This is a genomic window from Citricoccus nitrophenolicus (assembly GCF_047305825.1).
Classification (GTDB): Bacteria; Actinomycetota; Actinomycetes; order Actinomycetales; family Micrococcaceae; genus Citricoccus; species Citricoccus nitrophenolicus.
Window position 1 is genome coordinate 1,548,923 of sequence record NZ_CP063070.1, and the last position, 24,230, is coordinate 1,573,152.

At 70.0% G+C, this 24,230-nt stretch carries 20 protein-coding genes, 1 tRNA gene and 1 other RNA gene; 12 read left to right on the top strand and 10 right to left on the bottom strand.

Features of this window, described 5'->3' with window-relative positions; translation table 11 throughout:
- Nucleotides 1-21: 21 nt before the first annotated feature.
- Nucleotides 22-438: a VOC family protein gene (locus IMT31_RS07100; RefSeq protein WP_345354322.1), complete on the top strand. Its 417-nt coding sequence runs from the start codon at nt 22-24 to the stop codon at nt 436-438.
- Nucleotides 439-480: 42 nt separating this feature from the next.
- On the opposite strand, the gene IMT31_RS07105 is transcribed toward IMT31_RS07100, so the two are convergent.
- From IMT31_RS07105 to IMT31_RS07130, 6 genes are all read right to left on the bottom strand, one after another.
- A complete protein-coding gene (locus IMT31_RS07105; RefSeq protein ID WP_413544244.1) occupies nt 481-1,089 on the bottom strand; it encodes an OmpA family protein in 609 nt (202 codons plus the stop codon).
- Between the two features lie 2 nt (nt 1,090-1,091).
- Nucleotides 1,092-1,814 carry a hypothetical protein gene (locus IMT31_RS07110; protein WP_413544245.1) on the bottom strand — a complete coding sequence of 241 codons (723 nt, stop codon included), beginning with the start codon at nt 1,812-1,814 and terminating at the stop codon, nt 1,092-1,094.
- A gap of 124 nt (nt 1,815-1,938) precedes the next feature.
- Nucleotides 1,939-3,243 (bottom strand): protein kinase domain-containing protein, encoded by a 1,305-nt coding sequence (locus IMT31_RS07115; protein ID WP_413544246.1) that lies wholly within the window; start codon nt 3,241-3,243, stop codon nt 1,939-1,941.
- The gene (locus tag IMT31_RS07120) at nt 3,240-3,887 is read right to left on the bottom strand and encodes an RNA polymerase sigma factor (RefSeq protein WP_413544247.1); all 648 of its coding nucleotides are present in this window, start codon (nt 3,885-3,887) and stop codon (nt 3,240-3,242) included. The genes IMT31_RS07115 and IMT31_RS07120 overlap by 4 nt, the downstream gene beginning before the upstream one ends.
- Before the next feature lie 190 nt (nt 3,888-4,077).
- Nucleotides 4,078-4,162 (bottom strand) — tRNA-Ser (locus IMT31_RS07125).
- Between the two features lie 88 nt (nt 4,163-4,250).
- The gene (locus IMT31_RS07130) at nt 4,251-4,958 is read right to left on the bottom strand and encodes an O-methyltransferase (protein ID WP_413544248.1); all 708 of its coding nucleotides are present in this window, start codon (nt 4,956-4,958) and stop codon (nt 4,251-4,253) included.
- 80 nt (nt 4,959-5,038) lie between these two features.
- On the opposite strand from IMT31_RS07130, the gene ffs reads away from it, so the two are divergent.
- The 4 genes from ffs (at nt 5,039) to recR (ending at nt 9,838) form a co-directional block, all read left to right on the top strand.
- Nucleotides 5,039-5,135, top strand: an RNA gene (gene ffs / locus IMT31_RS07135) — signal recognition particle sRNA small type.
- Between the two features lie 58 nt (nt 5,136-5,193).
- Nucleotides 5,194-6,315 carry a glutamate--tRNA ligase family protein gene (locus IMT31_RS07140; RefSeq protein WP_413544249.1) on the top strand — a complete coding sequence of 374 codons (1,122 nt, stop codon included), beginning with the start codon at nt 5,194-5,196 and terminating at the stop codon, nt 6,313-6,315.
- A complete protein-coding gene (locus IMT31_RS07145; protein ID WP_413544250.1) occupies nt 6,312-9,149 on the top strand; it encodes a DNA polymerase III subunit gamma and tau in 2,838 nt (945 codons plus the stop codon). Before IMT31_RS07140 ends, IMT31_RS07145 begins: the two co-directional genes overlap by 4 nt.
- 89 nt (nt 9,150-9,238) lie before the next feature.
- On the top strand, nt 9,239-9,838 hold the full coding sequence (gene recR, locus IMT31_RS07150; protein WP_413544251.1) for a recombination mediator RecR: 600 nt from the start codon (nt 9,239-9,241) through the stop codon (nt 9,836-9,838).
- 3 nt (nt 9,839-9,841) lie between these two features.
- On the opposite strand, the gene IMT31_RS07155 is transcribed toward recR, so the two are convergent.
- Nucleotides 9,842-10,624: a GntR family transcriptional regulator gene (locus IMT31_RS07155; RefSeq protein WP_345354303.1), complete on the bottom strand. Its 783-nt coding sequence runs from the start codon at nt 10,622-10,624 to the stop codon at nt 9,842-9,844.
- 253 nt (nt 10,625-10,877) lie between these two features.
- On the opposite strand from IMT31_RS07155, the gene IMT31_RS07160 reads away from it, so the two are divergent.
- From IMT31_RS07160 to IMT31_RS07180, 5 genes are all read left to right on the top strand, one after another.
- Nucleotides 10,878-11,855 carry a transporter substrate-binding domain-containing protein gene (locus IMT31_RS07160; RefSeq protein ID WP_345354301.1) on the top strand — a complete coding sequence of 326 codons (978 nt, stop codon included), beginning with the start codon at nt 10,878-10,880 and terminating at the stop codon, nt 11,853-11,855.
- 6 nt (nt 11,856-11,861) lie between these two features.
- Nucleotides 11,862-12,599 (top strand): amino acid ABC transporter permease, encoded by a 738-nt coding sequence (locus IMT31_RS07165; protein ID WP_345354299.1) that lies wholly within the window; start codon nt 11,862-11,864, stop codon nt 12,597-12,599.
- On the top strand, nt 12,599-13,261 hold the full coding sequence (gene ehuD / locus IMT31_RS07170; protein ID WP_345354297.1) for an ectoine/hydroxyectoine ABC transporter permease subunit EhuD: 663 nt from the start codon (nt 12,599-12,601) through the stop codon (nt 13,259-13,261). Before IMT31_RS07165 ends, ehuD begins: the two co-directional genes overlap by 1 nt.
- Nucleotides 13,245-14,084, top strand: a complete 840-nt coding sequence (ehuA, locus tag IMT31_RS07175; protein WP_345354295.1) for an ectoine/hydroxyectoine ABC transporter ATP-binding protein EhuA — start codon at nt 13,245-13,247, stop codon at nt 14,082-14,084. The genes ehuD and ehuA overlap by 17 nt, the downstream gene beginning before the upstream one ends.
- 226 nt (nt 14,085-14,310) lie before the next feature.
- Complete coding sequence (locus tag IMT31_RS07180) at nt 14,311-15,597, top strand: aspartate kinase (protein WP_345354293.1); 1,287 nt, start codon at nt 14,311-14,313, stop codon at nt 15,595-15,597.
- Nucleotides 15,598-15,736: 139 nt separating this feature from the next.
- On the opposite strand, the gene IMT31_RS07185 is transcribed toward IMT31_RS07180, so the two are convergent.
- The gene (locus tag IMT31_RS07185) at nt 15,737-19,303 is read right to left on the bottom strand and encodes a S8 family serine peptidase (RefSeq protein WP_413544252.1); all 3,567 of its coding nucleotides are present in this window, start codon (nt 19,301-19,303) and stop codon (nt 15,737-15,739) included.
- Nucleotides 19,304-19,597: 294 nt separating this feature from the next.
- Here IMT31_RS07185 and IMT31_RS07190 point away from each other — a divergent pair, with 294 nt between their 5' ends.
- Nucleotides 19,598-20,665 (top strand): 3-methyladenine DNA glycosylase, encoded by a 1,068-nt coding sequence (locus IMT31_RS07190; RefSeq protein WP_413544253.1) that lies wholly within the window; start codon nt 19,598-19,600, stop codon nt 20,663-20,665.
- The gene (locus IMT31_RS07195) at nt 20,662-21,687 is read left to right on the top strand and encodes a YdcF family protein (protein WP_413544254.1); all 1,026 of its coding nucleotides are present in this window, start codon (nt 20,662-20,664) and stop codon (nt 21,685-21,687) included. The genes IMT31_RS07190 and IMT31_RS07195 overlap by 4 nt, the downstream gene beginning before the upstream one ends.
- A 69-nt stretch (nt 21,688-21,756) precedes the next feature.
- Here the strand turns inward: IMT31_RS07195 and IMT31_RS07200 are convergent, their stop codons facing one another.
- Together IMT31_RS07200 and IMT31_RS07205 are read right to left on the bottom strand one after the other, a co-directional pair.
- A complete protein-coding gene (locus IMT31_RS07200) occupies nt 21,757-22,428 on the bottom strand; it encodes a response regulator (RefSeq protein ID WP_413544255.1) in 672 nt (223 codons plus the stop codon).
- Nucleotides 22,425-24,230, bottom strand: a complete 1,806-nt coding sequence (locus IMT31_RS07205; protein ID WP_413544256.1) for an ATP-binding protein — start codon at nt 24,228-24,230, stop codon at nt 22,425-22,427. Before IMT31_RS07205 ends, IMT31_RS07200 begins: the two co-directional genes overlap by 4 nt.

The following is a 24,230-nucleotide window of genomic DNA, read 5'->3' on the forward strand; positions in this document are numbered from 1 at the left end:
GTCCTGGATACCCTGTCAGCCATGTCCACCACCCCTGCCCTGCGGGGCCTGGCCCAGATCAACATCCCGGCTGACGACGTGGCAGCCACCCGCGACTGGTACGCCCGGGCCACCGGCGTCGAACCCTATTTCCAACAGCCCGACTCCGAGGCTCCGGCGTACGTGGAGTTCCGGCTCGGCGACCGCCTGAACGAACTCGGGATCATCGCCCGCCGCTACCTGCCGACCGGGCACGCTGGAGGATCGGGCGGAGTGATCGCTCGCTGGCATGTGGATGACCTCGAGGGAATGGTCGCGCATCTGCTGGATATCGGAGCCACCGAGCACGAACCCATCACCCCGCGCGGGGACGAGGGCTTCGTGACGGCCTCCGTCCTCGACCCCTTCGGGAACATCCTGGGGCTCATCCACAGCCCCCACTACCTCGAGCAGCGGTAACCTGGACGGCCCCTCCGTCTTCAGACGGCGGGCCGCCCAGACTCAGCCGAAGCTGATCTCAACCCTCCGGTTGGCCGCCAGGGAGGAGGGATCACCAGAGTCCTCGGCCACCGCCGGCTGGGAGTCCCCGAAGCCCTCGACTGCCAGCGTCAGATCCGGGCGCTCCGCCGCCAAAACGTCGGCCACAGCCTGCGCTCGATGCTCCGACAACCCGTCATTGTCCACCTCGGACCCCTCGGGCATCGGCAGGGAGTCCGTGTGCCCGTGGACGTCCACCGTGGCACCCTCCGGGACCTCCTCGACCAGTGCGGCGATACGGTCCGATGCACTGCCCGGCAGGTCCCACTTCATGGGCACGAAGAGGATGTCCGCCTCCAGGACGATGACATCCTCCTCGTCCGGATCAGCGCCGCCGAGCTCTTCGATCGAGGAGTCCACGTCGAAGACACTGATCGACTTCGGAACGTCGTAGGCCGAGACGGACTCGGCCAACACCTGGCGATCGATCTCGCCGGGAACCTCGGGTGGGGACTGGACGTCAGCGTCCTGTGCGGTGGCCGCCGGGGCCACCATGACACCCGTCGCCAGTGCGAGCGCGGCGGTGGTCAGGCTCAGCGGCCGGCGAATCGTGGACTGGCCTGGGGCGCGCACGATCATTCTCCCCCGCCCTCGCCGCCACCGGAGCCCTGGGAGCCCTGAGAGCCCTGGGAGCCCTCCTCGATCGTCACCTCTTCGAACTCCGCGCCGGCGGGGAGTCCGACATTGAGTGTTTCGACATCGTCTTCCGGCGCGGCGAAGTTGGCCCAGTACGCCTGGGTCTCACCGGAGGCCAGCTCCGCCACATTGTGGGGCGTCGCCCAGACCTGCCCGTTGTCCCACCCTCCAGCGGTGCGGAGAATCGAATACTTCTTCAGATTCTCCCGATCGAACAGGGACGGGGCCACCATGGCGTGGTTCTTGGCGTGCAGCTCCCAGAGCGCATAGGCATCCCGGCCCTGGAACTCCGGGGTGTAGGTGAGCAGGAGCTCCATGGTCTCCCCGTCCCGCCGGAGGTGGTGCAGGCCCACGGTCATGGTGCCGTCGATGCCCTCGGTCTGGATGTCATAGGTGACCGTCTCCACGGCATCGGCCGGGTCCACGGTGCTGGATCCAGCACCGTCAGCTGCCACCGCATCCTCTTCCTGCCCCTCAGGAGTGGCAGCGGACCCGCCTTCTACGCTGCTGGCCTGCGCGCTGGTCTGCCCGGCCGGCTCCGTGAACCCTGCCGGTTCGGATTCCCCCGAGCATGCGGTCAGGGTGAGCGCGGTCAACGCGGTGATCAAGATGGCCGCATGGCGCCAGTGGAGGCGGCGGGGGCGGTCCGTGGTGGTTTCCATCGTTCTGCTCCTGTCGGTGGTGATGTACTGCGGTCGCTTGCTGTGGTGACGTCTATGAGTCGCGCCCGGTGGAAGGAAAGTTGCATCGAGGTCAGAGATCTCGCCCAAGACCTGCCGTGTGCCCCTACTCGGTCACCGTGACCTCGTACCGAGCCTCGAGTTCCGGCCCGCCCGGGACGCGGGCACGCAGGATGACCTCACTCGTTCCGGGCCGGGTCGCGGTCATCGTGACCTCGCGTTCGCCGATGACCTGGGCGCCGGTGGGCAGGGTCCAGACCCAGGAATCCAGACCCTCGACGTCGGCGCTCAGGGTGATCTCCTGCCCCACCGCGACCGCCTCGGGACCGTGGACGGAGATCGAGGCACCCGCCTCTGCGGTGGGGGGCGCATCGGGGCTGCCCCAGAGGTACCCCGCCACCACCCCGGTGAGGGCGGCCAGCGTGGCCAGGAGAGCCACGAGGCCCACGGCCCGCACCCTCCACCGCGGACGCCGCTCCCCTCCTGCCGCGCCCCGGGCAGACCGCCCTGCCCCTGGCCCAGCCGGCACCTCCGGAGCGCCCGTCCCGGAAGAGGGCGGGGCCGGCGTCGTCGATCTGGTGGTGTCAGGGGCCAGCGCCCTCTCGATCTCGGCGCCCCACTCCGCCATGGTCTGCTGCCGCTGCCGTGGTGAGGTCCTCATGCCGCGGCGCAGGACCTGGAGGAAGGCTCGGGGCAGGTCGGCGTCCTGGGCGAGCCACGCCAGCAGCGCGGACGCCGCCCAGATGTCGGCCCGGGTGTCCACCACCCCCGGGCCTGACTGCTCGGGCGGCCGGAACCCGGACGTGCCCCCGGCCACGGTGAGCCCTGAGTTGAGGGCCAGGTCCTTGCACATCCCGAGGTCGGCCACCAGCAGGCGCTCGTCGGGCCGGACCACCTCCGCGTCGGAGGAGTTCCCGCCGGGGCCGCGGCCCGCCTCCCGGTTTGCACTCCCCGTGGGGGCGGAGGGCACCTGACCGGTCAGCAGCAGGTTCCCGGGGCTGAGGTCCCGGTGCACCAGCTGCGCCCGGTGCACCGTCTCCAGCGCAGCGGTCATCGGCCTCGCCACCGCCAGGACGTCCTGCGGCCCGGCACGCCAACCCCGGGCACGCAACTGGCCGACGCGATCGGCCAGGGTGCCGCGGTCCGCGTACTCCAGCACCAGGTACGGCTGGTTCCGGTCGGACTCCCCGATGTCATGCACGGCGACCACGTGCGGGCCGGCCACCTTGCGCAGGCTGCGCCCCTCGGCGATGAACCGTTCCCGGACCTCGGGGTTCAGGCTGTGGTTCTCGGCCAGGATCTTCAGGACCACGGTGCCCTCCAGCAGCCCGTCATGGGCCCGGTGGGCGGTGGCGAAGGAGCCGACGCCGATGACCTCCTGCACCTCGTACCGATCCAGTCCGTACGTCATAGTCCCAGGCCACCGCCCTCGCCGCGCAGTCGGGCGGCGACCATCGCCCGGCCGCGGCTGATCTGCGCCTTGACGGTTCCGGTGGGGCGCCCCAGGGCCTGGGAGATGTCGGCGTAGGCCTGACCTTCGAGGTCCCTCATCACGACAGGGAGGCGGTAGAGCTCCGGCAATGCCTCCAGGGCCGCCTGCACGCTCGCCCGGGTCGCGATCAGCGAGCTCATCCGAGGTCCCGGGGCAGCCTCGACGGTTTCGATCGCCTCGTCGGTCAGGGGCGCCGTGGCCCGCTGGCGGCGCAGGTGGTCCACCACCCGGCGCCGCACGATGCTGTGCACCCAGGTGGTGACCTTGCCGCGCCCGTCGTAGGAGCCGATCGAGGCGGCGGCCGAGATGAGGGCGTCCTGGCTGACGTCGTCGACGGCCGCATGGTCGAGCAGGGCTGCGCGGGCGAAGCGACGGATGACCCCCGAGGCATCGAGCACCTCGACGAGCAGGTCCACGGCCGCCGGGTCCTGCCGGCTCTGCCGAGCGAGGAGCGCGAGGGCGTCGTCGAGACGGTCAGTGCCGGTCATGCCCAGGCTGAGCCGGCGGGCCGTGCGGACGTCGGCCGCCCGCAATGCCGCTTCAAGCTCCTCCAGCTCCCCCATCGGCCCCCCCGCCCAGCGGTCATGGACGGCGCATGCGCCCCTGTCAGTGTCCGAGTCTAGGGTGGGCCGGCAGCGGCCGGCATCCGGCCGGTGAACGGAGATCAAACCCCGGATGACGAGAAGGATGCAGGGGGATACACCGGGATACAGGAGAAGCCCGGAAACTCACGTTTCCGGGCTTCTCACACTGCGGAGGATGGGGGATTTGAACCCCCGAGGGCGTTAACCCAACACGCGTTCCAGGCGTGCGCCATAGGCCGCTAGGCGAATCCTCCTGAGGTGCCCAAGTTCCGGACGCGCATGGCAACCGACTCAAGAGCAGGATTCATCGTACCCGACCAAGTGCCCCGGGGACCAATCGGTTCATTCCGCCCCTTCCAGACCGGACTCCACGTCCCGCACGATCGCCAGGGCGAAGCCGTCCCATCCCTTGCCACTGACGGTCTGCAGCGCCGTCCCGTCCAGCCGCGGGTCCTCGCCCTGGCGCTGGAGGTAGGCCCGGATCCCGGCCACGTCCGCGGCATCGCCACCCGTCCCGGAACCGTCCAGGACCCGGCCGCCGCGGACCACGTTGTCCCCGATGATCACGGTCCCGGGCCGGGAGAGTTTCAGGGCAGCGTCAAGGTAGTTGGCGTTGTTCGCCTTGTCCGCGTCGATGAAGATCACATCGTAGGGGCCGGCACCGGAGTCGATGAGCTCCTGCACGGAATCCAGGGCGGCGCCGACCCGAATCCGGACCCGGCTGCCCAGGCCAGCGGCGTCCAGGTTAGCCCGGGCCACCTCGGCGTGACGGGGCTCGAATTCCAGCGTGGTGACCATCCCCCCGGGCCCGACGGCGGCCGCGAACCATTGCGTCGAATACCCACCGAGGGTGCCGAACTCCAACACCGACCGGGCTCCCGCCAGCTCGGCGATCAACCCCATGAGCTTGCCCTGACCGGCCGGCACCTCGATCGGCGGCAGCCCGGCCTCGTGCGTGGCGGCCCGCGTGCGGCCATAGGCCCTCCCCGGGCGGATGGCGGTCTCCACGAGGTAGTCGTCCACGGCATTCCACTGCTCGATCGAGGTCATGGCTCCACCCTAGGGTCCTGCCGCCCGGGAGTCCCGTCCCGGCGAATCGCCTCCGGCGCCTCGGCGCTGGTAAGATGGACGGCGGCCCCTCACGTGGTGTCATCTCGCTGAACTCCCCCAGGACCGGAAGGTAGCAAGGGTAGGTGGGCTCTGGCAGGTGCGTGGGGGGTCTTTAATTTCCCCGACACCTACCCGATTGCTCCACCGTTCGACTGCCCGACCGTCCGGAGGTCCCGTGCCCGCTGGCCGCTACGCCCCCAGCCCGTCTGGCACCCTGCACCTGGGCAACCTGCGCACCGCCATCCTGGCTTGGCTCTTCGCCCGCCAGACAGACCGGGACTTCCTGCTGCGCATCGAGGATCTGGACCGGGTCCGCTCCGGCGCCGAGGCGGAACAGCTCACCGACCTGTCAGCGATCGGCGTCACCTGGGACTCCGCACCGGTCCGCCAGTCCGAGCGGCTCCCCCTCTACGAAGACGCGCTCACCACCCTGGGCGGACTGGGCTCCACAGTTGAGGACGGGCTCGTCTACGAGTGCTTCTGCTCCCGCAAGGACATCGCCGAGGCCACGAGCGCACCCCATCTGCCCTCAGCCACCCCACACCCCTCATCGAGTACGGCGGACATGCCGGTGACACCCCCCGTCTCCCCGGCAAGCCCTCCCGACTCGATTCTTCCGAGCCAAGACCCCGCCCCGGCCCTCGTCCTGCCACCGGGGTCCTATCCCGGCACCTGCCGCAACCTCTCCGGGTCCGAACGCGAGCGCCGTCGCGCCGAGCGCCCCGCCGCGCTGCGGATCAATGCGGCCCGCGCCGCAGGCCTGCCGGAGGGCCACCCACCGGTCCACCGCGTGACCGATCGGCTGAACGGGACGGTCCAGGCCGCCGTCGACGATTTCGTGCTGCGCCGCAATGACGGTGCCTTCGCGTACAACCTGGCGGTGGTGGTGGATGATCTGGCGCAGGGCGTGGACCAGGTGGTCCGTGGAGACGATCTGCTCTCCTCCGCGCCGCGGCAGGACTGGCTGGCCCGGCTGCTCGCCGAACGCAACGGCCTTCCCGTTCCACACACCGAGTACATCCACGTCCCCCTGGTGCTCAACACTGCGGGGCAGCGGCTGGCCAAGCGGGACGGCGCGGTGACGCTCGCCGACCTCACGGCGCTGCCTCGCGGCGGGTGGTCGCCGGCGAGGGTACGGGACCTGCTGTTGGACTCGATCGGCCTGCCCGCCGGCCCCCTGGATCAGGTCCTGGGCCGCTTCGACTCGGAGACGGTGCCGCGCGCCCCGTGGACTCCTCCACAAGCCGTGATCGGCCCTGCAGAGACCCCCGAAGAGAAGATAAGGTTCCATAGGTGACTACCGCCCTGTATCGCCGCTACCGTCCCGACTCCTTCGAGGACATCATCGGCCAGGAGCATGTCACCGTGCCGTTGATGACGGCCCTGTCCAAGGACCGGGTCAATCACGCGTATCTGTTCTCCGGTCCGCGCGGCTGCGGCAAGACCACCTCGGCCCGCGTCCTGGCCCGTTGCCTGAACTGCGCGGAGGGTCCCACGGGCCACCCGTGCGGCGTGTGCGAGTCCTGCCAGGAGCTGGCCACCGGCGGTTCGGGCGCCCTGGACGTCATCGAGATCGACGCGGCCTCGCACGGCGGCGTGGATGATGCCCGCGACCTGCGCGAGCGCGCCACCTTCGCCCCCGTGCGGGACCGCTACAAGATCTTCATCATCGATGAGGCACACATGGTCACCTCAGCGGGCTTCAACGCGCTGCTGAAGATCGTGGAGGAGCCCCCACCGCACATCAAGTTCATCTTCGCCACCACGGAGCCGGACAAGGTGATCGGGACCATCCGCTCCCGCACGCACCACTACCCCTTCCGCCTGGTCCCGCCCGAGCCGCTCATGGAGTACCTGGAGCGGCTGTGCGTGCAGGAGAACATGGACGTGGAGCCCGGCGTACTGTCCCTGGTGATCCGCTCCGGCGGCGGCTCCGTGCGGGACACCCTCTCCGTGCTGGACCAGCTGATGGCCGGAGCGGCCGAGGGTGGCATCGGCTACGAGTTGGCCGTGAACCTGCTCGGCTACACCCCGGATGCCCTGCTGGATGACGTGGTGGACGCCGTGGCCGCCGCCGACTCCCAGACCGTGTTCCGCGTGGTGGACCGCGTGGTGCAGTCCGGCCAGGACCCCCGCCGCTTCGTGGAGGACCTGCTGGAGCGATTCCGAGACCTGATCATCGTCAAGGCCATGCCCGAGTCCGCCTCCGCGGTACTGCACGGCATGCCCGAAGACCAGGTCCGCCGCCTCGAGACCCAGTCGGCCCAACTGGGCCACGGCGAGATCTCCCGCGCCGCGGACATCACCAACCAGGCCCTCACGGAGATGGTCGGCGCCACCAGCCCGCGCCTGCACCTCGAGCTGCTGATGGCCCGGCTGATGCTGCCCACCACGGACGCCACCGAGCGCGGCCTGGCTGCTCGCCTGGACCGGATCGAGCGCCGGCTCGCCTACGGGGGCTCCCCGGATTCTGCAGAGACACCCGCCCCGCAGGGTGCCGACCCGCACGGCGCCGGCCCGGCCGGCCCCGCTCGCCCTGCCCCTTCCGCGGAGGTGTCCTCCGCCGCGCCGGACGAGGTGATCCCCCCGCGGGACCAGGACGGATCGTTGTCCGGGGCGGCCCTGGCCCGCGCCGCGATGAAGCGCGGAGAACGGGTGGAAGACAGCGTCCGTGGTGCCCGCGCGGAGGGTGCCGAGCGTGCCGCGGAGACGGCCGCCCCACCCGCACCAGCGGCCGCCCCCCAGCCCCCGGCAGAACACGAGGCACCGGCACAGCCCGAATCGTCCGAAGCGGCGCAGCCCTCCCCTGCTCGCCCCGAGCCCACGCAGGACGCGCCGTCACGTCCGGAGCCCGGGCAGCCGTCGTCGTCCCCCCAAGGCGGCAGCGCCTCCCAGGTGGAGATGATCCGCAGGGCCTGGCCCGAGGTCCTGGAGTATCTGGAGGAACACTCGCGGCTCATCTGGATGCTCGTCTCACAGAACGCGTCAGTGGCGGGCTTCGACGGACAGCTGCTGACCATCGGATTCTCCGGCGACGGCCCCCGGGACACGGTGCAGCGCCGTGGCGGGGACCGCACCATCGCCGAGGCCGTCCATTCCGTCCTCGGGATCCAACCCCAACTGGACCTCATCACCGGAGGGTCCGCACCCGCGGGTGGTCCCGGCCCAAAAGCTGAGGGCCGCCCCACCCCGGCGGCCCCCCAGCCGGTAGTCCCGCCCCCCGCCGCCGAAGAGACCACTCCGGTGGACACCGCGCCCGCGGAGACTGATGCCACTGCGGACAGCGAGGCCACCGCACAGGCTGAGATCGCCGAGGCAGCTGAGGCAGCCGCGGTTGCTGAAACAGCTGAGGTGGCCGAGGTTGCTGAGACGCCGGCCGTGGAGGAGGATCTGCCGGCCGAGGACATCCCCGTCTCCGACTGGTCCGGTCCGGGCGGTTCCTACCCGGAGGAGGACGTTCCCCCGCCGTGGGACGAGGAGCCCGAACCGGAGGACGATCCCGGATACGCCCGCCAGTGGGGAGAGGAACCGGGAGCACGCGCCGCCCCCGCCCCGGAGCCCGCCGCCTCCGCGATCCCTCGGCCCGAGCCGTCAGCGCCCTCGGCCCCTCGTCCCGAGCCCGGCCATGCCCCGATTCCCCGACCGGAGCCGGGGCTGGGCGGCATCCCGTCGTTCGCCAGGCCCGAGGCCGAGATGCGTGCCGAGCGCAACGCTGCCGCGGCCGGGCCGGGCCGCAGCGCCCCGACCCCCGCACCGACCGCTGGCCCGGGGGAGCCACCAGCGCCGTCAGCTGACTCCCCGCATCAGCGCCGGGCCAGCCGGTTCCAGCAGATGATGGAGCAGTACAACCAGTCACAGGCATCCCCGTCCGGGCCGTCTGCGCTGGCCGGGGCGGGGCCACACCCCGGCCAACCCGGTGCGCCCGGGGTGACCGCGCCGCCACAGGACCCCTCCACCGGCGGTGCGGACGGGGCCACGGCGTCCGGGTCCGTAAGCTGGGGGGACGAGGTTCCCAGCGAGGATGACATCACCATCGAGGAATCCGGCATCGCCGGGCGCAAGGTGGTGGAACGGCTGCTGGCCGGCCGCTTCATCGAGGAACGGATGTTGGACGGCAGTCCCCTGTCCTGACTCGGAACTGAGCACCCCTCCGCCGTCCGGCGGGAACCGTATCCCCTGGCCCACGGGCCAGGACAGCAAGGCAGAAGGTGGTCGGTAGCGTGTACGAAGGTGCGGTCCAGGACCTGATCGACGAACTCGGGCGACTGCCCGGGATCGGGCCGAAGTCCGCCCAACGCATCGCCTTCCACATTCTGGAGGCGGATGCCGAGGACATGCTCCGGCTGGCCGAGTCCATCCGCACGGTCAAGGACAAGGTCAAACTCTGCTCGATCTGCTTCAACATCTCCGAGCAGGAGACCTGCGCGATCTGCCGGGACGAGCGGCGCGACGGGACTCAGGTGTGCGTGGTGGAGGAGTCCAAGGACGTCATGGCCATTGAGAGGACCCGCACCTTCCGCGGCCGGTACCACGTGCTCGGCGGGTCCATCAATCCGATCGCCGGCATCGGGCCTGATCAGCTGCATGTCCGCGAGCTGCTGACGCGGCTGCAGGACGCCACCATCGAAGAGGTCATCCTCGCCACGGACCCGAACCTGGAGGGCGAGGCCACGGCCACGTATCTGTCCCGCATGCTCGGCTCCACCGGGCTGACGGTGACCCGGCTGGCCTCCGGGCTGCCCGTCGGCGGCGATCTGGAGTACGCCGACGAGGTCACGCTCGGGCGAGCCTTCGAGGGCCGGCGCAACGTGGCCGGCTGAACGTCAAGGCAGGCGGTTGAAGGCGAAGTGTGAGCCTTCGGCCGCGCCGACCACCGTGCTGAAGGGTTCCTCCAGCCGGCCCAGCAGCCGGTCCACGGACTGTTGGAAATGCCCGGCGAGGGTCTGCTCGGCAGCCAGCCCGTCGCCGTCGGAGATCTGGCCCAGCAGGGTCCGGTGGACGTCCAGGATGTCCGTGCGGACCACGTAGCCGTCCCGGTGGGACAGTGCCGCCAGCCGGGTCTGGACGATCAGCGTGGAGGCCATAGCCGTCATCCGCAGGTTCCCGGTGGCCTCGACCAGTCCGAAGTGCAGGTCCAGGTCCGCGTCTCCGATCCGGCGGGCATCCGAGCCGTCCGCGAGGGAGGCCTCCAGGGGGGCGAAAAGCTCCCGGAGGGCGGCCAGGCGGCGCTCCCGGTCCTCAGGCTCGAGCCCGGCCAGGTGCCGCACGGCGGATCCCTCGATGGCCAGCCGCGCCGCGTACAGCTCGGCCACCTGGTCTGCGCCCACGGTGGCCACGCGCAGGCCGGCCCCGGGACGGGCCACGAGCAGCCCCTCCTGGACCAGCCGCTGGGCCGATTCGCGCAGGGGCCCACGGCTCACCCCGAGCTGCGAGGCCACCTCGGCCTCGCGCACGGAGGAACCCGGACGAAGGGTGCCGCTGTAGATGGCGTTGCGCAGCTCCACGGCGATGAGATCCACCGTGGAGGGACGGCGCACCATGTTCACCAGAGGCCTGCTGACCGGTCCGTTCCGGCGGACGGCATCCCGGTCCTGGGTCTCGTTCATGAGGCGGTTCCTTTCGACGCACCCACGATCATTCCACGCAACGGGCCATGGGGAGGACTCCGATCCTTCCACGCGAATCGTTATATTGTCGACATTCTTCTGGTCGACGTTCCGATGGTGAGTCCCTTCACATTCTGCTAGCGTCGGCCCAAGGCTGTCTGCAACGCACCGAGATTCACGCACCGTCATCCATCGCACCACCGGCCACCCCCGCCGGCAGCTTCGGGGGGTCCGGCCAGCTGAGGAGCACGCCATGACCATCCAGCACCTGAACCCCGCGGCACCCCCGGCCGCCCGCCATCGCCGCTCACGGCGCCTGCTGCAGGGAGCCGGTCTGCTGGCCGCCTCCGCCCTGATGCTCACCGCCTGCGGGGGCGGGGACGCCGGTTCCGAGGGTGAATCGGAAGGCGGCGAGGGCACCACGGCCGCCAGCGGCAACACCCTGGAGCGCCTCCAGGATGAGGGCACCATCACCGTCGGCATCGCCGGCGAGGTCCCCTACTCCTACCTTGAGGGCGGCGAGCCCGCCGGGGCCACCGTGGCCATGCACGAGCAGATCTTCGGGGAGATGGGCATCGACAACGTCGAGGCCGAACTGGTCGAGTGGAACTCGCTCATCCCGGGCCTGAACGCCGGCCGCTTCGATGCCGTCTCCGCAGGCATGTCCATCCTCCCCGACCGCTGCGCCCAGGCCGCGTTCTCCGACCCGGAGATCATGTACACCACCACGCTGATGGTCGCGGAGGGCAACCCGCTGGGCCTGAGTGACCTGGACTCCGTCAAGGAGAAGATCGATGGCGGCGAGCAGGTGAACCTGGCCGTGCTGGCCGGTGGCATCGAGGCCGGCTACGCCGATTCCCTCGGACTGGAAGTCCAGTCCGTCCCGGATGCCCAGACCGGCATGGACACCGTGGCCAACGGCCGTGCGGATGCCTTCGCCATGACCGCCATCTCGCTGAACACGCTGGCCGAGGAGAACCCGGACGCCGGCGTGGAGACCACCGACCCCTTCGTCCAGGTGATTGACGGCGTGGAGCAGATCGGTGCCGGCGGCACGGTGTTCCGCCAGGACGACACGGATCTGCTGGAGGCCTACAACGAGGCGCTGGGCGGCGTGACGGAATCCGAGGAGACCTACCTGGAGGTGGTGGGTGACTACGGTTTCACCGCCGAGAACCTGCCCCCGGAGGACCTGACCACCGAGCAGCTGTGCGCGGGCGACTTGGGCTGATAGCCGGTGCTTGAGAACCTTCAGGCCACCGCCGAGGCCTGGCCGTTCCTGGTTCAGGGGCTGTGGGTCACCATCCAGCTCACGGTCATGGGATCGGCACTGGCCCTCGTCCTCGCCCTGATCCTCGGCCTGATGGCCGGGGCCTCCAACAAGGCCCTGGCCATCCCCGGCCGGATCATCATCGAGTTCTTCCGCGGAACCTCGCTGGTGGTCCAGCTGTTCTTCATCTTCTTCGTGTTGCCCCAGTTCGGATTGGAACTGCCCGGCATGTTCGTGGGAGTGCTGGCCCTGGGTCTGAACTACGGGGCCTACTGCGCCGAAGTGGTGCGCGGCTCCATCGCCTCCGTACCGCAGGGGCAGTGGGAGGCCACCACGGCCCTGTCCATGTCCCCGGTCCACCGGATGCGCCGCGTGATCTTCCCCCAGGCCTGGGCCCTGATGATCCCGTCCCTGGCATCCCTGCTGGTCCACCTATTGAAGGGAACCGCGATCGTCAGCGTCATCCTGCTGCGTGACTTCACGTTCTACCTGGACCAGCTCACCCGGCAGACGGACACCTTCTGGGCCTACGCCGCCGTCGGACTGGTGGGCTACTTCATCCTGGCCCTGATCCTGACGCTGTTCATGAATGCCCTGGAGGCCCGGGCCAAGAACCGGCTCGGCCGCGGCCCGTCCCTGCGTGAGATCCTCTCCCCCACGCCCACGAACAAGGACGCGCTGTCCACGGCGGGAGGTGGCGTCTGATGCAGAACGAGAGCAACCTGTGGGACTGGGACCTTGCCTTCCGGGCCCTCCCCGACGTCCTCGAGGGCTTCCTGACCGTCACCCTGCTGGTGACCGTGGTGTCCACCCTGATCGCGGCCGCGCTCGGCCTGGTGTGGGCCATGATCATCCGCCTGGCCCCGCAGCCCGTCTCCGGGATCGTCAGGTGGATCGTCAGCTTCATCCGCATGACCCCGATCGTGGTGCAGCTGCTGTTCGCCTATTACACGTTCCTGATGTTCGATGCGATCACCATCGGGATCGTGGTGTTCGGCATCCACTACTCCACCTATATGTCCGAGGTGTACCGCGCCGGCATCGATGCGGTCCCGAAGGGCCAGTGGGAGGCCACCACGGCACTGTCCATGTCCACGCGACGCACCTGGACCGCCGTCGTGATCCCGCAGGCCCTGCGGGCCACCGTGCCCGCGCTGGGCAACTACGCCATCTCCATGTTCAAGGACACCCCGTTCCTGCTGGTGATCGGCGTGGTGGAGATGGTGAACGCCGCCCAGATCTTCGGTGGCAACAACTTCCGCTACGTGGAGGCCATCACGCTGGCCGGCATCATCTTCCTGTTGGCCAGCTACCCCACGTCCGTCCTCGTCCGCCGATTGGAGAAGCGACTTGCCTACGCCTACTGACCCCGCCACCACCCCCGGTGCGCGCGCCGCCGGCACCGCCCCCATCATCGAGTTCCGGGACGTGGAGAAGCGTTTCGGTGACAACGTGGTGTTGAAGGACCTGCACTTCCATGTGAACAAGGGCGAGCGGGTGACCCTGATCGGCCCCTCCGGTTCCGGGAAGACCACCATCCTGCGCCTCGTCATGACGCTCGAGGAGGCCACCGGAGGACTGATCCTCATCGACGGTGACCCGCTGACCCACCGCCTGGAGGGCGGCAAGCGGGTGCGGCTGTCCAACAGGGAGATCAAGAAGACCCGCACCCGGATCGGCATGGTCTTCCAGCAGTTCAACCTGTTCCCCAACATGACGGTGATCCAGAACATCACGGAGTCCCCCGTCCACGTGCTCGGCCAGTCCAGATCCGAGGCCACGGCGAAAGCCAAGGACCTGCTCGAGAAGGTCGGCCTCGCGGACAAGGCCGACGCCCACCCCTCCTCGCTGTCCGGCGGTCAGCAGCAACGCGTGGCGATCGCGCGCGCCCTGGCCATGGATCCGGAGATCCTGTTGCTGGACGAGGTCACCTCCGCCCTCGACCCGGAGATCGTGGACGAGGTCCTGGGGATCCTGCGGAACATCGCGGACACCACGGACATCACCATGCTGATCGTCACGCACGAGATGCAGTTCGCCCGGGACGTCTCGGACCGTGTGCTGATGTTCGACGGCGGCTCGATCGTGGAGGACTCCGACCCCCACACCATGTTCACGGCCCCCACGCACGAGCGCACCAAGAAGTTCCTGCGGGCCGTGCTCGGCGAGGGGCAGATCGGCACCCGCTGACCCTCCCCTCCTGCGCACGGTGCAGGCAGAGAGGACTGCTCCTCCCTGCCCGCTCCCTGCGTTGAGAGGACACGACGGCGGCCGATCAGGACACAGCCGCCGTTACCTTTTCGTGATCTTCAGTGGTCACTCAAGACGCTGCGGGCCCCGCTCCCCCTAAACTGGAGCGCAAGCCCCATGACCATCCGCCCCAGTGCGGTACGCCCTTCCACCGTGAGGTCCTTGCATGAGTTTGATCGTCCAGAAGTACGGCGGGTCCTCCGTCGCCGATGCCGAGGGGATCCTGCGCGTGGCCCAACGCGTGGTGGATACCCAACAGGCCGGCCACCAGGTGGTGGTGGTGGTCTCCGCAATGGGAGACACCACCGATGAACTCCTGGACCTCTCCGAGCAGATCAACGGCGAGCCACCCGCCCGGGAGATGGACCTCCTGCTCTCCGCGGGCGAGCGCATCTCCATGTCCCTCCTGGCCATGGGCATCCACTCCCGAGGCGCCACCGCCCAGTCCTTCACGGGCTCCCAGGCCGGCATGTTCACGGACAGCCTGCACGGGGACGCCCGCATCATCGATGTCTCTCCCGACCGCGTGAAGGACGCCGTGGACGCCGGGGACATCGCCATCGTGGCCGGTTTCCAGGGGATGAGCCGCGAGTCCCGAGACATCACCACCATGGGCCGCGGCGGCTCGGACACCACGGCCGTGGCGCTGGCGGCTGCCTTGGACGCGGACGTCTGCGAGATCTACTCGGACGTGGACGGCGTCTACACGGCGGACCCCCGTGTGGTGGCCTCCGCCCGGAAGATCGACGAGATCTCCTCCGAGGACATGCTGGAGATGGCCGCGGCCGGCTCCAAGATCCTGCACCTGCGCTGCGTGGAGTACGCCCGCCGCTTCGGCGTCCCGCTGCACGTACGCTCATCCTTCTCCCACAACGAGGGCACCTGGGTGCGACCCAATCCTGAAGAAACCATCACCATTGAGGAAGGCGAACCCATGGAACAGCCGATCGTCTCAGGCGTAGCCCATGACCGTTCCGAGGCCAAGGTCACCGTCTACGGCGTCCCGGATTTCCCGGGCAAGGCCGCTGAGGTGTTCAACGTGGTCGCCGGTGCCGGAGTGAACATCGACATGATCGTGCAGAACGTCCCCCGCGTGGAGACCGGACGCACCGACATCTCCTTCACCCTGCCGATCACGGACGGCAAGACGGCCATGGAGGCCCTCGAGGACGCCAAGGAGGAGATCGGCTTCGAGGACGCGATCCTCAACCCGCACGTCGGCAAGCTCTCCGTGATCGGCGGCGGCATGCGCTCCAACCCGGGCGTCTCCGCCACGTTCTTCGAGGCCCTGAAGCAGGCCGGTGTGAACATCGAGATGATCACCACCTCGGAGATCCGCATCTCCATCATCACCCGCGAGGACATGCTGGACACCGCCGTGCGCGCCGTGCACCAGGCCTTCGGCCTCGACGCGGACGAGGAAGCCGTGGTCCACGGCGGCACCGGCCGGTAATACCGGCAGCCATGGCCGACCGCCGCGGTCACGGTCACGGCTCGCCCACCCCACAGCAATACTGCCGGGTCACAGTGATGATCACTGTGACCCGGCAGTATCTGTATGGCCTGCCGGCCGCTCAACTAGCCTGAAGGGGCTAGTCGGTCACCACACCGTCGGTGCGGAACATCAGTTCCGCGACCTCGCCACGGGTGATGGGCTGGTCCGGACGGAACGAACCGTCCGAGTAGCCCTTCGAGATCCCGTGAGACGCCATCCAGGTGATGGCATCATAGGCGGCATCGGTCTCCGGGACGTCGGTGAATTCCGTCTCACCGGTGCCGTCCTCGGTGGGCTGCAACGCGCGGTATGCGAACGAGGCGAACTCGGCGCGCGTCACCTCGCGCAGCGGCTTGAACTCACCGTCGACATAGCCCACGGAGATCTCTTCCGCCTGGGCCCAGGAGATCGGCTCGTAGAAGGTGTGGTCCTGCGGGACGTCCGGGAAGGTCTCACCCTCGGGCGTGAACTCCGGACCCACGTACCGGTAGATGAAGGCCACGGACTCGCCACGCGAGATGTCCTTGTCCTTGCCGTAGCTACCGTCGCTGTAGCCCTCGGTGATCTCCCCGCACTGCATCCAGCGCACGGATTCATAGAACCGCGAACCCGGATCGTTGTCCGAGAAGTCCTCGAGATCGCATTCCCCGGGGGCGGTGCCACCATCCTCCACGGCCACGGTGACCGCGGTGCGGGAGCCCGGAGACCACTCCACGAAGCCCTTCCAGGTTCCCGGCGTGAGTCCGGACCACTCAAGCGCCACGTCCGCCGTCTCACCGTTCTGTACGGCCAGCGGATCCGGGGAGATGGACAGGTTGCCCACGTCTCCGGCCAGGACCACGGTCTCCATGCTGGCCGGCACGGAGGCGCTGCCCGGCGAGGAGTACAGGTTCGAGATCGCGTAATACGTCCCCGGGGCCGGATCCGTCAGCACCAGCTCCTCGGACCCGGAGGCGGTGGCCTCCTGGAGCACGGTGCCGTCCGGAGCCACCACGAAGAGGTCCCAGTCGGACTGCTCGTCACCGGCTGCCAGGGACCAGGTCACCGAGGTGGTGCCCTCGGCGATCTCGGTCACGGTCACGTGGTTGGAGTCGTCATCAGCTCCGACCAGAGGGCCGGGGACCTTGGAGAAGTCCTCCACCTCGGCCAGGCCGAGGCCCTCGATCTCGGGCTCGAGAGTGCCCGTGAGCCCGGACTCGAGCTCGGTCTCGGTGGCGCCCGTGGCCCCCTCGCCCGTCACGGCGTCCTCAGACAGGACGTCCACGGCGCGCACGGTCACCGGGGAGGTGACGGCCGTGCCACTGGGGCGGGCCAGCGAGAAGGTGCCGTGGGTCCAGACGTCCGCCTCGGCATCGGTGCGGGTCAGGGTGATCTCCACCGTGGCGGACTCACCGGCCTTCAGGGACACCGAGGCCGGCTCGGCCGTCACCTCATAGCCGGGCACGGACCCCTGGGCAGACCAGGTCCCGGTCTCGGTGGCGGTGACGGTGCGGGTCACGGTCGCGGAACCCAGCAGGTCATTGATCGCGATCGAGGGCACGTTGACGTCCCGGCCGGCGAGGTCCCCCAGGATGAGGGCGTCCCATTGACGGGCGTCGGACTCGTAGACCAGCCCCGGGTCCACCATCGCGGCCGGTTCGGCAGAGCCGGCACCGGTGGCGAAGTTGTCCGCGCTGGCGGTCCCGTCCGCGTTGAGGACGTCACCGGCGGAGGTCATCATGGCCGATTTCACGGCCATGGGAGACCAATCCGGGTACTTGGCGCTCATCAGTGCCGCCATGCCAGCCAGGTTCGGCGCCGCCATGGAGGTGCCGGACATCAGGCCGTAGGAATCGCCCTGGTACATGGGGTCCAGCGGGGAGACACCGGCCAGGACGTTGACGCCGGGGGCGGCGATGTCCGGCTTGAGCAGCTCGGAGTCCACCGCGGTGGAGGGTCCTCGCGAGGAGAACCCGGCGATCTGCGGCACCGGGACCGGGTCCAGGCCCGTGGTGTCTCCGACCACCAGGGTGGCCGGCTGGTCCGTGGAGGCCACCAGTTCCTTGATGGACTCGTCCGAGGTGTGCACGGTGGGCACCGAGTGCAGGTCCGCATCCTCGGAGCCGCCGCCGATGTTCACGAGCACCATCCCCACGCCTCCGGCGGCCTCCACCGAGGCAGACTTGGCCACGCGGTCATACACGCCGCGATCACAGACCACGATCTTGCCCGCGGCTGCGGCCGGGTCCAGGGAGTCGGGAGCGCAGAGGTCGACGTCCGCCGCACCTGCCAGGCCGACCTCGCTGGCGAGGACCACCTCGGCCGGGCCCACGCCCTCGGTCATGGAGGAGACGCCGCGGAACTTCTCGCCGTCCGGGAACTCGACCGTGCCCGTGAGCTCGTTCGAGAACGTGGACGCTGCCACGGAGGTCAGCCATGGAGCGGAGTGGTTGACGGTCTGGGCGGCCGGGCCGGAGTTGCCGGCGGAGGCGGAGACGAAGATCCCGGCCTCGGCGGCGGACTTGAAGGCCAGGGAGACCGGGTCCACCACCGAGTTGTTGGACCCGGAGATGGAGTAGTTCAACACGTCCACGCCGTCGATGATGGCCTGCTCGATCGCGGCCACTGAGGAGGTGCCGTAGCATCCGCCGGTGTCCGGATTCGTGTCCTCCCAGCAGACCTTGTAGACGGAGACCTTGGCCTCCGGGGCCACGCCGGAGCCCTCACCATAGGAGGCACCGCCGTTCATGACCTGGTCCACGCCGTTGTTGCCGGCGGCCGTGGTGGCGGTGTGGGTGCCGTGGGAGGAGATGTCGATCGGGGACAGCCGCTCGTTGGGGTCACGGTCCCCCTCGGGGACGAAGGCCTCGAAGTCCTCGGAGTAGTACTGGGCGGCGACCACCTTGGAGTTGCACTCCTCGCCGGAGAAGTCCTCGCCGGCCTCGCAGTCGCCGCGGAAGGTGGTGCCGTCCGCCTTGAGCATGGCGATCTGGCCCGCGGAGTCCAGGTACGGCTCACCGACCTGCGGCTCACCGGACAGGGGCTCCACCGGCTCACCGGTCAGCATCTCCTGCTCCGGGTGGTAGCCGGTGTCGATGACGCCGACGACGACCCCCTGGCCGGCGCCCTCCACGCCGCCGAAGTGGCTGTCCCAGGCCCCATCGGAGCCGGGGAGACCGAGGAATTCGGTGGACGAGTAGTCCGGCGCGTACTCCTGGACCTCGGAGACCCCGAGGACGCGCTCGTCCTTGGACAGCTCACGAGCCTGCTCGCCGGTGAGCTCGGAGACGAAGGCGTTCAGGCCGGTGGTGAAGTGGCGGTCCACGCTCAGGCGCGAGGCGGCCGAGGAGGCCACCTCGAGCTGCCGCGCCGTCAGGTGGCTGCCGTACTTCTGGACCGCGGGTGAATCCAGGTCCAGTCCTCCGCCGTCAGTGGCCGTGGCCGCGAAGCCCGCCGTGCCGCCGGTGTAGGTGGCCACCGGATCCTCCTTGAGGATCACGAAGTAGCGGCCGTCCCTGTACTCGGCGGCGGCCTGCAAGGCCTGATCGATCGAGGGTGCAGATCCGCCCTCGGCTGGGGCCGCGACGGCCGGCATCGCCGCAAGGGGCGCGGCCAGCAATCCGATCCCCGCCAATGTGGCGGTCAGTGCCCGGCGTCGCCGAGCAGTCTTGGGGTTCGTGGACATGAACCTCGCCTTTCCTCACCAAGGTGCAGTCCGGGCACGGTTGTGCCCGGCGAGTGATCTCCATGGCCGCCGCCGGCCGCCGCGGCGCTCGGCCTGCGAGGGGACGAGGCGATGCGGAGGTCCTAGTGAGAGCGGTGCGAGTGACGACAACCACGAAGGTGGGATGACGGCAACCTACCCGAGCCGGAGGGTCAACGGAAGTCCTGAAACAGATCTTTTACAGGATCTTCGGCCTCCCCCCTCACCGGACCGGACCGGCATGCGCCGGGCGGCTCAGGACCGTACGCTGGTTGGGTGTCCCGTTCCGCCCCCTCCGCGCCCCCGGCCGTGAGCCCTTCCGCGCCGTCCGCGGAGGGCCTCCACGTGCTGCCCGCGGCCCAGTGGCGCGCCGCCGCGCAGGCCCACCGGGACCGCGTCGGCACCTACACCGAGCCGCTGCGCGAATTGCACGCGGCCGGGGTGCGCCACCCGGTGCATGACTTCCTGTTCTCGTATTATTCCCTCACCCCCGGCGGCCTGGAGCGCTGGCACCCCGGAGCCGGCACGGTGCTCGCGGCGGATCCCGGGCACGATGCCGGCCCGGAACCCGGCGCTGGACGGTCCCCGGCCGCCGTCGGGCACCAGGACGGCGCCCAACCGGCGAGCAAACCGGGCCCCGGAGGTGGCTGGAGGTTCTACCGGTGGGTCGAGCCGCGCCGGGATCTGCCCGGGGGCGGGTGGACCGTGGACGTGCCCGCCTTCGCCGAGCGCCGGGCCTCCATGATCGAGTTCGCCGAGCGCATCCTCGGCCTGACCGCGCAACGACCGGCCCGGCTGGCCTGCTTCGGACTGCACGAGTGGGCCATGGCCTACCGCTCCGAGGTCCACGGGGTGCGCCACTCGACCGTTCCCCTGCGGCTCGGGGCGGAGGGGACCAACGCGGTGGTGGAGCAGAACCGGATCGGTTGCTCACACTTCGATGCCTTCCGCTTCTACGCCCCCGAGGCCGCACCCCTGAACACCCTCCAACCGACGCGCCAGACCCAAGTGGAACTGGAGCAGCCGGGCTGCCTGCACGCCAACATGGACGTCTACAAGTGGGCCTACAAACTGCTGCCAGCCGTCAGCTCGGACCTGGTGGCCGAGTGTTTCGAGCTGGCCTGGCGGATCCGGACCATGGACATGCAGGCCTCCCCCTACGAGCTGGCGGACTGGGGGCTGGAACCGATCCGGATCGAGACCCCAGCAGGGCGGGCCGAGTACGTGCGCGCCCAACGAGGATTCGCCGAGGAGGCCAATGCGCTGCGGCACCGGATGCTGGCGGAGTTGAAGACCGTGAGGACGCTGGCCGGACCGGCACGGCAGGAAGGGACCACCCGATGATCAGTGCACTGCTCGCCCTGGGCTGCTGGCTCCTGTTCCGCCGGATGTGGCGGGAGGAGCCGCGCCGCCTGAGGACTTCAGTACTGCTGCTGGTGGGCGCCTGGTTCGCCTGGGGCGCCGTGTTGGAGTTCATCGCCTACTTCTCCCCCGAACTGCAGTCGCTGCTCGGGCTGGTGCTGCTCGCACTGCCCTTCTCCGTGTTCGTCCTGGCCGGATTCCTCATCCGCAACGGGGTCCAGATGGTACGCCGGGAGGGACGGAGCCTGGGCAACCTCCTCTCGCTGCTGGCCGGGGTCGCCTTGCTGGCACTGCCCGCCCTGGCCATCCTGTTGACGATGACCCTCCACCCGGCGGGCATCGGGGCAGCCGCCCTGGCCTTCTTCCTCTCCGCCCAGGTGGGGCTGTCCTTCCTGACGTTCCTGATCTTCACCGTCACCTACGCGCGGCGCGGGCCCCGGTCCGGTGCGGACGCCGTGGTGGTGCTGGGCTCCGGGCTCATCCGTGGCACGGTCTCGCCACTGCTGGCCTCCCGGCTGGACCGGGGACAGCGCGCCTGGGCGGCCCAGGGGGCCGCCCTGCCGATGATCCCCTCCGGAGGGCAGGGGCCGGATGAGCCACGTGCCGAGGCCGCCGCCATGGCCGAGTACCTCGCGGAACAGGGGGTTCCGGCGGAACGGGTGCTGCCGGAGGACCGTTCCCGCACCACGGAGGAGAACCTCCGCTTCTCCCGCGAGATCGCGGACCGAGCCCTGCCCGCCGGGGCCACCCCAGGACATCTGCTGGTGGCCACGAACAACTACCATGCACCCCGGGCGGCCCTGCTCTCCCGGCGGCTCGGGGTGGACGCGGACGTGGTGGGCGGTGACACGGCCGGCTACTACGTACCCAGTGCCTACCTCCGGGAGTTCGCGGCCGTCATGATGATGCACCGGCGGACCCAATTGATCCTGACCCTCCCGGGACTGCTGTTGACGATCGGGCTCACGGCGCTGCTGGTGCTGTACCAGGTCAACGGGGCCTGATCCCGCCGGCCCCTCCGCTCTCAGTCGACGTGGGGTCGGTGTCTTCGCCCAGTACCCACCCACGTCGACTCAACGTCGGACTGGCCCGTAGCGGTGTTCCGGGCGGCCGCGGGCTCCGTAGCGCAGCCCCAGGTTGATCTGCCCCGTCTGGGCCAGGTGGGAGAGGTACCGCTGAGCGGTGGCCCGGGAGATCCCGACGGCATCCGCCACCTCCATCACCGTGAGGTCCTCGGTGGCGGCATGGACGGCCTCGAGCACGGACTGCTCGGTGGTCGCGGCGGCAGTGGCCGGCGCCTGTTCCGCCTCCACGAGCAGCACGCGGCGGGCGCGGTCGATCGCCACCTGGTCATGGGTGCCTCCCGCCAGCAGCCGCCGATACCGGGCGTAGGCGCGCAACCGGTCCGCGAGCGCCTTCTCGCCGAAGGGCTTGACCAGGTACGCCAGGGCCCCGCGCCGGAGGGCCGTCCGCACGGACTCGCCCTCCCCGGAGGCGCTGAGCACGAAGGCGTCCACGTCCAGGGTGCTCAGCAGGTCCAGCCCGGAGACGTGCGGCAGGTAGAGGTCCAGCAGCACGAGGTCCGGCCGGGCGTCCGTCACGGAGCGGGCCACCAGCCGTGCGTCGCTGACCGGCGGCAGCGCGGTGAATCCTGGGACGGCGTCCACGTAGCCGGCGTGCATCGAAGCCACCCGGAAGTCGTCGTCCACCACCAGGACCCTCCAGTCCGTGGGATGTTCAGTCATCTCTCTTCCTCTCTCCAGTCCGTGGTGTGGCCCAGCACGCCCGGCAGCCGCGCGCAGAACACGGCACCGCCGCATCGGTCTCGGCCTCGGTCTCCGTCCCGGTCTCCGCCCAGGTCTCCGTCCCGGTCCGGGCCTGGGCCACCACTTGCCCCGCCGGCATCCGCCAGCCACACGTCCCCGCCGCGCTGCCGGGCCAGCCGCCGGGCCAGGGACAGCCCCACGCCGTGCCCGTGGGCCTCGTGGTCACCACCGCCTCGCGTGGTGGTGCCCGCGGCGAAGACGTCCAGCCCCTCAGGCACCCCACCCCCGGAGTCGGCCACCGCCAGGTGCAGGGTGTCCCCGTCCCCCAGCAGGTCCACCTCCACCCAGGGTTCGGTGGCACCCCGGCCGGCCGGGCCGGCGTCGTGCCCTTCTGCTCCGTCCCCGTCCAGGGCCGCGCGCACGGCGTTGTCCACCAGGTTGCCGAGCACTGCCGTGGCGTCCTGCGGGTCCTCCACGGTCTGCCAGAAGGAGGTCTCCGGGCCGACGCGCAACTGGACCCCGAGCTCGTGCGCCTGCACGCCCTTGGCACCCACGAAGGCGCGCAGGAAGGTGTCCTGCACGGCGTCGATGCCGGGGACCGGGTCCTTCACGGGCCCGGACTCGATGACCTGCTGCAGGAACTCCTGAGCCGCGTCGAGTTGACCGGCGGCCAGCAGCCCGGACAGCGCGTGGAGCCGGTTGGCGAACTCGTGGCGCTGGGCGCGCAAGGCACCGGCCATGGCCTCCACGGCATCCAGCCGACTGCCGAGGGCCTCCACGGCCGTGGTGTCCTTGAGCATCGCCACGCCGCCGAGGTCCACGCCGTCCCGGCGGACGGGGACCACGGAGGCGAGCATGGAGGACTCTCCCACGGTCAGCCGCAGGCCCACGGTCGAGGCACCGGAGTGCAACGTGTCCCCGATCGCCGCCTCCAGCCGGCCCGGCAGGCCGGAATCGAGGTACTGCCGCCCCACCACGTCGTCCGGATCGTCCCGGTGCGGCAGGTCCAACAGCAGCCGGGCGGCTTTGTTACGCACGGTGATCACGCCCTCGGGGCTGACGCCGAGCACACCGTCCTGCACCCCGTGGAGCACGGCGGCCTGGTCCCGGGCGGAGGCCGCGATCTCGTCCGGCTCCAGGCCGAGGGTCAGCCGCCGGAGCCGGCGCTTGAGATAGACAGCGGTCAGCACGGCCAGTCCCAGGCCCACCACTCCGACGACGGCCACGGACACCGCGGCCTGGCGCACGTCCGCGGACACGGCGGTCACACCCACCCCCACGCTGATCTCCCCCACCACGCGCTCTCCGTCCGCAGACCAGACGGGCACCTTGGCCCGGACGGACTCCCCCAGGGTCCCGCGCTCGGTGGAGGTGGCCTCCACCCCGCGCAGCGCCACCGGGTCCGTGCTGACCCGTTCGCCGATCAGATCGGGGTTGGGGTGGGCCAGCCGCAGCCCGCGGTCCTCGGTGGCGATGACGAACAGGGCCCCCGTCCGCTCGCGCACACCCTCGAGGGTGGACTGGAGTGGGCCCTCGGCGAGCGCGGCGACGTCCAGGGTCTCCAGCTCTGCTTGTGCGGCCACGTCCGTACGCACGTCCGGGATCGAGGCGACGGTCCGGGCGATGCCGAGGGCCTGCTGCTCGGCCTGGTCATGGATGCGCTGGGCCGTCAGCCACACGATGGCGAGCAGGCAGATCACCAGGGTGCCGGCCACGGAGGCCAGGACGAGCCCCGTCATGCGCCCGGAGAAGGTTCCCCGGACGGCCCGCTGATGCTGCAT